Annotated in this window: 10 protein-coding genes; 6 read left to right on the plus strand and 4 right to left on the minus strand. The window is 48.5% G+C overall.

Annotated elements, in window-relative coordinates; genetic code table 11:
- Position 1: 1 nt before the first annotated feature.
- Positions 2 to 616 carry a non-oxidative hydroxyarylic acid decarboxylases subunit B gene (locus tag OVA33_RS02635; protein WP_104843074.1) on the minus strand — a complete coding sequence of 205 codons (615 nt, stop codon included), beginning with the start codon at positions 614 to 616 and terminating at the stop codon, positions 2 to 4.
- A 91-nt stretch (positions 617 to 707) separates the two neighbouring features.
- Here OVA33_RS02635 and OVA33_RS02640 point away from each other — a divergent pair, with 91 nt between their 5' ends.
- From OVA33_RS02640 to OVA33_RS02665, 6 genes are all read left to right on the plus strand, one after another.
- A complete protein-coding gene (locus tag OVA33_RS02640; protein ID WP_063637000.1) occupies positions 708 to 1,580 on the plus strand; it encodes a transcriptional regulator BsdA in 873 nt (290 codons plus the stop codon).
- Between the two features lie 129 nt (positions 1,581 to 1,709).
- Complete coding sequence (gene tcyA, locus OVA33_RS02645) at positions 1,710 to 2,507, plus strand: cystine ABC transporter substrate-binding lipoprotein TcyA (protein ID WP_020955311.1); 798 nt, start codon at positions 1,710 to 1,712, stop codon at positions 2,505 to 2,507.
- Positions 2,494 to 3,198: an amino acid ABC transporter permease gene (locus OVA33_RS02650; RefSeq protein ID WP_003156375.1), complete on the plus strand. Its 705-nt coding sequence runs from the start codon at positions 2,494 to 2,496 to the stop codon at positions 3,196 to 3,198. The genes tcyA and OVA33_RS02650 overlap by 14 nt, the downstream gene beginning before the upstream one ends.
- 12 nt (positions 3,199 to 3,210) lie before the next feature.
- Positions 3,211 to 3,954, plus strand: coding sequence for a cystine ABC transporter ATP-binding protein TcyC (gene tcyC, locus OVA33_RS02655; protein ID WP_017419385.1), 744 nt, complete (start codon positions 3,211 to 3,213; stop codon positions 3,952 to 3,954).
- A gap of 99 nt (positions 3,955 to 4,053) precedes the next feature.
- On the plus strand, positions 4,054 to 4,683 hold the full coding sequence (locus OVA33_RS02660) for a YczE/YyaS/YitT family protein (RefSeq protein WP_017419384.1): 630 nt from the start codon (positions 4,054 to 4,056) through the stop codon (positions 4,681 to 4,683).
- A 98-nt stretch (positions 4,684 to 4,781) separates the two neighbouring features.
- On the plus strand, positions 4,782 to 5,456 hold the full coding sequence (locus tag OVA33_RS02665; RefSeq protein ID WP_014416880.1) for a 4'-phosphopantetheinyl transferase family protein: 675 nt from the start codon (positions 4,782 to 4,784) through the stop codon (positions 5,454 to 5,456).
- Between the two features lie 35 nt (positions 5,457 to 5,491).
- Here OVA33_RS02665 and OVA33_RS02670 read toward each other — a convergent pair whose 3' ends face one another.
- From OVA33_RS02670 to srfAC, 3 genes are all read right to left on the minus strand, one after another.
- Positions 5,492 to 6,802: an aminotransferase class I/II-fold pyridoxal phosphate-dependent enzyme gene (locus OVA33_RS02670; RefSeq protein ID WP_025650007.1), complete on the minus strand. Its 1,311-nt coding sequence runs from the start codon at positions 6,800 to 6,802 to the stop codon at positions 5,492 to 5,494.
- Between the two features lie 121 nt (positions 6,803 to 6,923).
- Positions 6,924 to 7,655 (minus strand): surfactin biosynthesis thioesterase SrfAD, encoded by a 732-nt coding sequence (gene srfAD / locus OVA33_RS02675; protein WP_061861841.1) that lies wholly within the window; start codon positions 7,653 to 7,655, stop codon positions 6,924 to 6,926.
- Positions 7,656 to 7,674: 19 nt separating this feature from the next.
- Complete coding sequence (gene srfAC / locus OVA33_RS02680; protein WP_063637001.1) at positions 7,675 to 11,511, minus strand: surfactin non-ribosomal peptide synthetase SrfAC; 3,837 nt, start codon at positions 11,509 to 11,511, stop codon at positions 7,675 to 7,677.
- Positions 11,512 to 11,533 lie beyond the last annotated feature (22 nt).

The following is an 11,533-nucleotide window of genomic DNA, read 5'->3' on the forward strand; positions in this document are numbered from 1 at the left end:
ATCAGATTCCTCCTTTTTGTTTTTCAATTCCGTACCACCGTTTCGCTTCCGGCAGACGGATGCCGAACTGATCGAGCGTCCGGAACACAATATGGTCGATCAATTCATCCATGTCAGCCGGCTTGTTATAAAATGCCGGCATCGGCGGAAGAATGACGGAACCCATTTTTGTAAGCGTTAGCATATTTTCTAAATGGATTTGGCTGAGCGGCGTTTCTCTAGTCAGCAGCACAAGTTTTTTCCGCTCCTTCAGGATGACGTCAGCCGCCCTTGTCAGCAGATTGTCAGCCATTCCGGTGCGGATGCTTGCCAGTGATTTCATGCTGCACGGAGCGATGATCATCCCGTCCGTTTCAAACGAACCGCTTGAAATCGCCGCTGCCTGGTCTTTGTGAGAATACGTATAGGACGCCAGTTTCTCGACATCTTTTAACGTATAATCGGTTTCATGTGTAATGGTGACATTTGCCCAAGGAGACACGACAAGATGGGTTTCGATCTCCGCGGCTTTTAAATATTCTAAAAGCCTGATCCCGAATATGGCTCCCGTTGCCCCGGTCATTCCGATGACGAGCTTCATATTGACCCCTCCTTTACGCTTGAAATGTGGTGTCAAAACCATCATACTCCTGATATATCCATATGAAAAATATTCGTTAAATCTATGTATCATACCTTAAAGGTATAAAAGAAAGGAGCGCGTTCTCATGGATATCCGGCAATTGCGTTATTTCATCACCATTGCCCAAGAGCAGAAAATCACGACGGCCGCCAAAAAGCTTCATATGGCACAGCCGCCTTTAAGCAGACAGCTGAAACAGCTCGAAGAAGAATTGGGCGTCATTCTGTTTGACCGCAATAAAAAGAAACAAATGACCCTTACATATGAAGGAAATGTCTTTTTGAAAAGAGCGAAAGAGATTCTTCATAAGTTTGAGGATGCCATAATCGAGGTACAAGAGCTGAAGGAAGAAGTGGCCGGCACACTTGCCGTCGGGTCAACCATTTACTGCGCAGCGCTCATGCTTGAGAAAGTGTCACAGATGAAAGAGCGGTTTCCGCATCTCACCTTTAACATTTGGGAAGATGAACCCGTCTCACTGCTCGAGCTTCTGGAAACCCGGCAGATTGACGCCGCCGTGACCACCACCTTGATTAAAAACGACGGCATTGAATCGAAGGAGCTTGAAGACATTCCGTGTGTATTGGTGCTGTCCGAGCATTCAAAACGACTGTGCGGTGAAACGATTAAACTGAATGACATCGCCTCTTTGCCTCTGATCCTTTTGCGCACCGTCAATGGAAGAGGTGTGTATGACCAAGTCCTCCAAGTTTGTGAACAGTACGGTCTCGACCTTCAGGTTGTCTGTGAATGTCATGACTCCGCGACGCTTTTGAGCCTCGTATCGTCAGGGTTCGGCGCCACGATTCTGCCTTTGACGATGATTCCCGTCCATATGCGCTCGCATGTCAAAACGGTTATCATCGAAGACAACCCGTTTGTCATGACACCGGCCGTCATTTGGAGGAAAGACAGCTACCTGCCGAAGCCCGTCAAACAGTTTTTGGAATTATTTTGATCTCGGAACACGAAGAATTCCCGCTTATGAAAACCAATTACTTGACTCATACTAAAAAAAAGTTATCCTTTACAATTGGGAGCTATTTTTTCTCAATAAAACTACTCAGAAAAGTGGGGAATAAAGAAGATGAAAAAAGCATTATTCGCTTTGTTCATGATGGTCAGCATCGCAATGCTTGCAGCCTGCGGAAACTCACAGGACAGCGGATCTAAGTCAAAAGACGGCGATCTTTGGGCTTCTGTCAAGAAAAAAGGCGTACTGACCGTCGGCACAGAAGGAACGTACGAACCGTTTACCTTCCATGATAAAAAGAGTGACAAACTGACCGGATATGATGTTGAAGTGATTCAAGAAGTCGCGAAACGCCTCGGTCTGAAAGCTGACTTCAAAGAAACGCAATGGGACAGCATGTTTGCCGGATTAAACGCGAAACGGTTTGACGTCGTCGCCAACCAAGTCGGCAAAACAGGCCGTGAAAACCAATATGATTTTTCTGATAAATACACAACGTCAAATGCAGTCGTCGTGACGAAAAAAGACAGCACGATTGCGAAAGAGGCTGATGTCAAAGGAAAAACAGCGGCTCAGTCATTAACAAGCAATTACAATAAATTAGCGAAAGAAGCCGGCGCGAAAATTGAAGGCGTTGAAGGCATGGCTCAATCCCTTCAGCTCATTCAGCAGGGCCGCGCTGATCTGACTTACAACGATAAACTTGCCGTACTGAACTACTTAAAAACGTCCGGCAATAAAAACGTGAAAATCGCGTTTGAAGCAGGCCAGCCGCAGCAGACGTATTTCGCATTCCGAAAAGGAAGCGGCGAACTTGTGACTCACGTCAACAAAGCATTAAAAGAAATGAAAGAGGACGGGACTCTTTCTAAAATAGCGAAAAAATGGTTCGGCGAAGATGTTTCTAAGTAACATGCCGGAGCCCGTGATTGCAACAGCCATTCCATGGGATTTGGTGCAGCAGTCATTCTGGCCGATTCTTTCCGGGGGAATCTATTACTCGATCCCCCTTACCATTCTTTCCTTTATTTTCGGAATGATCATCGCGCTGATTACGGCGCTCGCCAGAATGTCAAATATGAAACCATTGAGATGGGTGTTCAGCGTATACGTATCAGCGGTGCGCGGCACTCCTCTTCTCGTTCAATTGTTCATCATTTTTTATCTGTTCCCGACATTTAATATTACGCTGGACCCTTTCCCAAGCGCAGTCATCGCGTTTTCATTAAACGTGGGCGCCTACGCTTCTGAAATCATCCGGGCATCTATTTCATCCGTGCCGAAAGGGCAATGGGAAGCCGGTTATACGATCGGCATGACCTATCGCAAGACATTGTTCCGCGTGATCCTGCCGCAGGCGTTTCGCGTGTCCATTCCGCCATTATCAAATACATTTATCAGCCTGATCAAGGATACATCTCTCGCGTCACAGATTCTCGTCGCGGAGCTGTTCAGAAAAGCGCAGGAAATCGGCGCGCAAAACCTTGATCAAATCTTGGTCATCTATATTGAAGCCGCCTTTATTTATTGGATCATCTGCTTCTTGCTGTCAATCGTACAGCATGTGATCGAACGGCGTCTCGACCGTTATGTGGCCAAATAAGGAGGTTTCGATATGCTTTCCGTCAAAGGATTAAATAAATCATTCGGACAGAATGAAATTTTAAAAAAGATAGATATGGAGATAGAAAAAGGGAAAGTCATCGCCATTCTGGGACCGTCCGGTTCAGGAAAAACGACGCTTCTGCGCTGTCTGAACGCGCTTGAGATCCCCAATCGCGGCGAGCTGGCATTCTCAGATTTTGCAATAGATTTCTCCAAAAAAGTGAAGCAGGCTGATATTCTTCGCCTCCGCCGCAAATCAGGCATGGTCTTTCAGGCGTATCATCTGTTTCCTCACCGCACGGCGCTTGAAAACGTCATGGAAGGACCCATTCAAGTGCAAAAGCGCGACAAGGAGCAAGTCAGAAAAGAAGCGATGGAGCTTCTGGAAAAAGTCGGACTGAAAGACAAAATGGATTTATATCCGTTCCAGCTTTCCGGCGGTCAGCAGCAGCGTGTCGGCATCGCCCGCGCGCTTGCGATTCAGCCCGAGCTGATGCTGTTTGACGAACCGACGTCAGCGCTTGATCCGGAGCTGGTCGGCGAGGTGCTCAAAGTGATTAAGGATTTGGCAAACGAAGGCTGGACGATGGTCGTCGTCACCCATGAAATCAAATTCGCGCAGGAAGTGGCCGATGAAGTCATTTTCATTGACGGCGGCGTCATTGTGGAACAAGGACCGCCGTCCCACATTTTTTCCGCGCCGAAAGAAGAACGCACGCAGCGGTTTTTAAATCGTATACTGAATCCTTTGTAGGAGCGGGAGAAGAAGCGAAACACTGATTTCGCTTCTTCTTTTTTTTGGCGGTTATGCTACAATGACAATTAATGAAATTTTATGAAAGAAGGGACCTCTTTGAAGCGGGAATTCGTGATGCGCTGGACGTTTTATTTTGCCGGTCTGTTAATTTTGTCTTTCGGGGTATCGTTAACCATTAAAGGAAAAGCTCTCGGCATCAGCCCTTGGGATGCCTTTCATTATGGGCTTTTTCAGCATTTCGGGCTTTCTGTCGGCCAATGGTCCATCGTGGTCGGCGCGGTCATCGTCGCTTTAACCTGCCTGTTCACGAGGACACTCCCGAAAATCGGCGCTATCTTAAACATGGTGCTGATGGGAATGTTTATTGATTTCTTTTCGTTTCTGCTTCCTGAGGCGCACGCTTTTTCCTTAGCGGCCGTGTTTTTTTCTATCGGATTGCTGCTGATCGGCTGCGGCGTCGGTATTTACGTATCAGCAGGGCTCGGCGCGGGCCCCCGGGACTCTCTGATGATGCTGATATCTGAAAAAACGGGCTGGAACGTGCAATGGGTGCGGAACGGCATTGAGCTGACGATTCTTGCCGCAGCCTGGATGATGGGCGGACCGATCGGCGCCGGTACCATTATTACGGCTGTTTTGACGGGGCTGATTCTGCGTTTTTCTTTGCCGCAGTCCTCTAAACTGTTAACATACGCGATCTCCGGGCGGGCAACGTCCGTTCATTAAAAACAAAGCCGAAACGGTTTTGTTTTTTTATTTTCGGACAGCTTTCGTCTGATATGATAGGATGGTTTTGACAATATTTTCAGACGGAGGATCTGGACATGAAGATTTACGGAGTATATATGGACCGCCCGCTTTCTGCAGAGGAAGAGGATCGGATGATGGCGGCCGTGTCCGCCGAAAAGCGGGAAAAATGCCGGCGCTTTTACCATAAGGAGGATGCTCACCGCACCTTGATCGGCGACATGCTGATCCGCACCGCTGCGGCGAAGGCTTACGGACTTGATCCGGCCGGGATTTCATTCAGCGTCCAGGAATACGGAAAGCCGTACATCCCCGCGCTTCCGGACATGCACTTTAACATTTCCCATTCCGGGCGCTGGATCGTGTGTGCCGTTGATTCAAAACCGATCGGCATTGATATTGAAAAAATGAAGCCCGGCACAATTGATATCGCCAAACGTTTTTTTTCGCCGACGGAATACAGTGATCTGCAAGCGAAACACCCCGATCAGCAGACCGATTATTTTTACCACCTGTGGTCGATGAAAGAAAGCTTTATCAAACAGGCCGGAAAAGGGCTTTCCCTGCCGCTTGATTCATTCAGCGTCCGCCTTAAAGACGACGGCCATGTGTCCATTGAGCTCCCGGACGGACATGAACCTTGTTTCATCCGCACATATGATGCGGACGAGGAGTATAAGCTGGCCGTTTGTGCGGCGCATCCCGATTTTTGTGACGGGATTGAGATGAAAACGTATGAAGAGCTGCTGTAAGCATAGAAAAAGGAGGGTGGCCCCCTCCTTTTTTGTCAGCCTGATATTTCCGCCTGTTTCTGCAGCTGCTTTGCTTCTTGATAAATTTCTTCGAACAGATCCGCGATGTGTTCTTCTTCAACACATGAAAATGCGATTCGCAAATCGGTTTCATTAATGGATATCGTTCCGATTCCTCTCTTTTCAAGCAACGACACTCTCAATTCGCCGGCGTTTATGTCTTTCAGCCGGACACACATGAAATAACCCGAGTTAAACGGATAAGGCGTCCATACGTCTTCATAATGCTTGTTTTCTGCAAGAACGGCTTTCACTTTGTCAGCCCGTTTTTTCATGATGTTATATTTCAGCGATTTTTCTTTCTCGTATTCCGGTGACTGCATCGCCCGAAGCATGAATGTTTGGGACGGGTGCGGGGCGCTTGAAATCGTTCCCCTGATAATCCCTTTTGTTTTTTCCTCGAGCACGCGCAGCGCTTTTTCGCTTTTTGTGCTGTACGTAATAAAACCGACGCGGAATCCCCATGCGTAATTTTCCTTCGTCGCGCCGTCTATTTTCACGCAAAGCACCCGGTCGTGCACTTGGGCGAGTTTGCTGAAGATGGATTCCTGAATGGCCGTTTCATCGTAAAACAGATTGTAATACGCATCATCTACGAGCACGACAATCTCTTTGCCGGCCTCCGCCGCCTCCAGAATCACGCTGACGATTTCTGACGCTTCCTCTTCCCCCGGCGTATAGCCTGTCGGATTATTCGGGAAATTCAGCACAACAATCGCCTTTTCTTTCTGCTTTTTCAGCAGCTCGGATAGCCCCGCCGCATTAAAACGCCCATCCTGCTGAAAAAGCGGGTACGTCTCAATGGATGCCTTGCGCCGGACACCGAAAATGAAATTGTAATTTCCCCAATATTTATCAGGCAGAAGCAGCGCATCCCCTTCATTGACGAACAAGTCGGCGGCAATGCTCAGCCCGTGTGTTAAAGCGTTTGTCACGATCGGCGTGCTGATGTCTTTGCCGGCTAATGAAGGATTTTCGAGACGCATTTTTTTCAGCCATTCCTGTCTGAGCGGCTCTTTTCCCTGCGGCGGAGCATAATCGTAGATATCATCGGGGTTATAGGCGGACAGTGTCTCTTGAATATGGGAAAAGTGCATGGACTCGCCTTGTGAGGTGGCAATCCCGATCGTGGCATTATACTTTCCGGCCTTGGCTTTCGCTTCCGCCGATTGTGTCAGCACCCCTTTCGGATAAAACAACTCTCTGCCCAAATCAGAAAGCATATGAAGCACGTACGGGTTTTCTTCAGATAATGTTCTGTTCAGCTCTTTTGCTGCATCATTCATGTACGACAATCCCTTCAAAATTATATTCCATCAAATCATAACATAAAATTTTTGATAAATGAGAAAACTCACGGGCGGATTTTGTTACAAAAAACAGACAGCGAATGCTGTCTGTCATATCCTATAACAATTGGCCTGCAGTGCTCCTGTTAATAATCTCATAGATTCGTTCCGCCACTTTTTCAGTTTCACTTAATATGAACATGTGGCCGTCCGAAAACTCATGAAATACGGGATTGCCGGCCCATTTTTTCCATCCGTCCGCATCTTTGATACATTTTTTATCTTTCCGCCCGTTAAAAATATGGACGGGTGATTGAATCATGTGAGAATCAGACGGACGGAAGCTTTCAAGCGCGCGGTAGTCGGATCTGAAAGAAGGCAGGAAAAATGACATGACCTCCTTATTCTCCACTAACTCCTGCGGCATTCCGCCCAGTTCGATAATATGAGCGAGAAATTTTTCATCATCAAGATGAGACACTTTTTTCCTTTCCACATGCGGCGGCTGAATGGCTGAGATGATCACGGCCTGCGGGTAAATGCCCTCCCGCTCCAGCTTTTGCGCCAGCCTGAAAGCGACCATGCCTCCCATACTGTGGCCGAACAGCACAAACGGGCGGTCAGGATGGAGATTCAACTCCTGCTTGTATAAACTGACAAGCTGTTCAAAATCCTCAACGGCGGACATTTGATTTGTTCCGTGTCCCGGCGGTTCCGCGGCAAGCATCTCACACTCACCTTGAAGATAGGTGTGGAGCGGGCGGAATGATGCGGAATAGCCTCCTGCGAACGGAAAACAGATAAGCTGCGTTTTTTCCGTGGTATCGAACGATTTAAAGAGCTGGACCATTGGCGGGCTTCCTCCTTTTCTATCGTGAAGTTGTCAGCTTCAGATGTTCCTTCCTTAGGAATTCGAGCAAATATGCCGCATTCCTTTCGAGACATTCTCCCTGAAGCATTTCTGCGTGAGTGCCGCAGCCTTTTTTCACACGGTATTCACCTGTCGTGGCTTCCTCCCACGCAGCGAGCCACGGCGGCATTACAAAGTCCGGTTCTGACGTTAATAGATCTATATCCGCATTGACCGTGCCGGTGCTGACGGTATGCACGAAATAAGAATAAAACGCGTTTGTTTTTTTGGCGAGACCTTCTTTGACGGCTTCGTTATTCAGCGCTTCATTGTCCCGGTTTACCTTCATCAGCGCCTGGACATCACTTTCTACGGTGCGGCCTTCTAAGTCGCTGACGCCTTGTTTTTTATAGGAATCGACCATGATCAGCCGCTCCACTTCACGTCCTTCGGCTTCAAGCCGTTTGGCCGTTTCAAAGGCGAGCGTGCAGCCTGCCGAGTATCCGAACAGCTTGACCGGTCCTTCCGGCTGGAGCTGATTGATCAGCTCTGTGTAGCGTTCGATGCGGTTGTCTTCTTCGATAAAATCAAACGCGCAGATTCGATAGCCGGACAGCTGTTTTGCCAGCGGCTGGTACATCAGCCCGTAACCGAGAACCGGCGGGAACGCAAACAGTGTGTCAGACTGATTTTTATTCATGATGGTGAGATCTTTCATTCCTTTTTCTTCACCGTGAAGCAGATAACCGGCAATGTCTGCGATTGTCGTCTCTTCGAACAACAGCTGCACCGGGATATCAGCACCGAGCTCTTTTTTAATGCGCGACGCTGCCGTCATCGCTTTTAAGGAATGTCCTCCGAGCGCGAAGAAATCATCATGAATCCCAATCTGCTGTCTGCCGAGGATGTCGGACCAGATGCGCGCAATCGTTTCTTCCGTCGCGTTTCGAGGCCCGATCCATTCTTTCGCCGCCTGAGCCTGATCCGGTTTCGGCAGCAGCCGTTTATTGACCTTCCCGTTTGTCGTTAAAGGAAGCTCCTCTAAGAAAGTAAAGGTTTGCGGCACCATGTAAGCAGGAAGCTGTTTTTTCAGGCGCCTCTTTACGTCATCAGCTGAAAGCGGCGTCCGGTTCACGAGGTAGGCGTTGATTGATGCATCTCCGGACTCATGGCGGTCTGCAACAACGACCGCATCTTTCACACCCGGGTATTCCTGCAGCTGCTTTTCGATTTCTTCAAGCTCAATCCGGTGTCCGCGTATTTTGACCTGGTCGTCAATACGCCCGGCGTATTCAATTGTTCCATCCGGCAGCCAGCGTGCTAAATCCCCTGTGCGGTAAAGCGTTTCTCCCGGCTTGAACGGATTTGGGATAAACGTTTGCTTCGTCAGGTCAGGACGGTTCAGATACCCTTTTGATACACCCATTCCGCTGATGCACAGTTCACCGACAGCTCCGAACGGCTGAAGCTGATTTTGCCCGTTCAGAATATAAACACTGGCATTGCTGATCGGCTTTCCGATCGGCAATGAGGAAATGGAATCCGGGATATCATGCACGACGTGAGCTGTCGCAAACACCGTGCCCTCAGTCGGCCCGTAGCAATTAATCAGCTTGCCAGGCCCCATGATCTCAAGCGCCTTTCTGACGTGAGGCACTGACGCGCGCTCACCCCCGAATAACACACAGCGAAGCCCCTTCAGCCACTCCCCTCCCGCATCGGTGAGAAGATTAAAAAGTGCGGTTGTCGCAAACATGACATTGACATTCTCCTGCCGGATCAGATCAGTGAGCCGTTCTGTATCAAGCAGTGTATGTTCATCTGCGATAATGAGCCGTGCCGCATTCAGTATTGATGCGTAGAAATCAAAGGTAAATGCGTCAAAGGCGTAATTGGAAACAGATAAGAACGTATCTTTTTCAGAAAATGCCATGTAATCTACATGCTTGACCAATCCTTGAATATTGGCATGAGTGGTGATATTGCCCTTCGGCTTTCCGGTTGTGCCGGACGTATACATAATATACGCCGGATCATCGGGATCAATTGCGGCTGCAGGATCGCTTGCCTGTTCCTCAAACCGTGCCCGATCATCGATGATAAGTGTTGTTCCTGTATACGGCAGCTGAGCCGCTTTTTCTTTCATCTCCTGATGTGTCAGCAGACAGGCTGCCGCACTGTCAGCCAGCATGTACGAGATTCGGTCCTCCGGCAGCTTCGGATCAACCGGCAGATAAGCCGCTCCTGCTTTTAATACACCGAGAATGCCGATCACCAGCTCAAGCGAGCGCTTCGTGTACAACGCGACAACGGAGCCTTTGCCCGCACCTTGCTTTTGCAAACGGCGCGCAAGACGGTTCGCTTCCTCATCTAATTCACGATAGGAAAGAGTCTGGCCGGAATACGTAAGCGCCGGCGCATCAGGATTTACATTCACCGCTTCCTTGAACCAATCCGTCAGGGGCTTCGCCTGATGAGTCTGAGCCGGCGGGTTTAAGCCGGTAAGCAGAAGCTCTCTTTCCTTTTCATCAACAAGTCTGATCGTATTGACAGGCTGATCCGGCTTCTGGATGAGCTGCTGAATCGCTGTGAGAAGCTGAGATTTCAAGCGCAGGATAAACGCCTCATCAAACACATTCCCGTTATAGGCAAGCTTAATCAGCATCTCATCACCTGGAGAAGCCATCAGGTTGAGATCATAATTCGATTTCTCAAAAACGTGTACATCCTCCATATCAAAGCCGTTTTCACTGTTCTCTTCATTTTTTGCATCCTGAAGCGGATAATTTTCAAACACAATGATGTGGTCAATCAGCTTTGGCTGATCGGCCTGGCTTTGGATGTCATAGAGCGGCACATATTGATGCGGCTCAGACTGCAGCGATTGCTCCTGCAGCTGCTTGAGCAAGCCGTTAAATGTGGTATCCCGAGACAGCTTCACCCGCCTCGGAACAGCATTGATAAACAGCCCGACCATATGTTCAACGCCTTTGATTTCTGCGGGGCGCCCGGAAACGACTGTGCCGAAGATCAAATCGCCGGACTGCTGGTAGCGGCTGATTAATACACTCCAAACCGCCTGCAGCGCCGTACTCAAAGTGGTATGCTGCGATTTTGCAAGCTCGGTAAATGCTTTTGTTTCCTGCTTCGGCAGTGAGAAGAGCAGCTCTTTCGGATCGTAGCCGTCCTTTTGTTTCTTTCTTTGCTCCGCAAATGTCGTTTGTCCTTCAAAATCTTCTAAGTACCCGCGCCAGTAATGCAGTGATGCTTGTTTATCCTGCTTTTCAAGCCACTTGATATAGTCTTTATACGGTTTGACCGGCGGCAGGCTGTACGGCTTTTGTTCGCGCAGGGCATTGTATACCTTAAACAGATCCTGCACGACGATGCCGAAGCACCAGCCGTCCAAAATGATGTGGTGGTAGCTCCACACCCATTCAAAGCTTTCTTCCGATTTTTTAAAAATGGCTGCCCGCATCGGAATATCCCGCGTCAAATCAAAGCCCTTGATCTTATCCTGTTCTTTGTATTCATTGATTTTGGCTGTTTGCTCGCTGTCCGTTACATGTGTCAGATCGATTTCTTCTATCTGAAACTGACGTTTTTTCAATACGACTTGGACCGGTCTTTTTACTTTTTCGTGAATGAACACGGTACGAAATACATCGTACCGGTCCATGATCACATTCATGCTTTCTTCAAGGCATTTGATATTCAAGCTGCCTTTTACTTTCATTGTCATTTGTTCGATATAAAAGCTTTGGCCGGGATTCAGGAGAGTATGAAACAGCATTCCCTCCTGCATCGGCGACAAATAATACATGTCCTGAACCTGATCTTTGCTGAATTGGCTCATCTGCTCCGCTCCCCCCTTCTGT

It is taken from the genome of Bacillus sp. KICET-1, from assembly GCF_027721405.1.
In the GTDB taxonomy this organism is placed as follows: Bacteria; Bacillota; Bacilli; order Bacillales; family Bacillaceae; genus Bacillus; species Bacillus velezensis.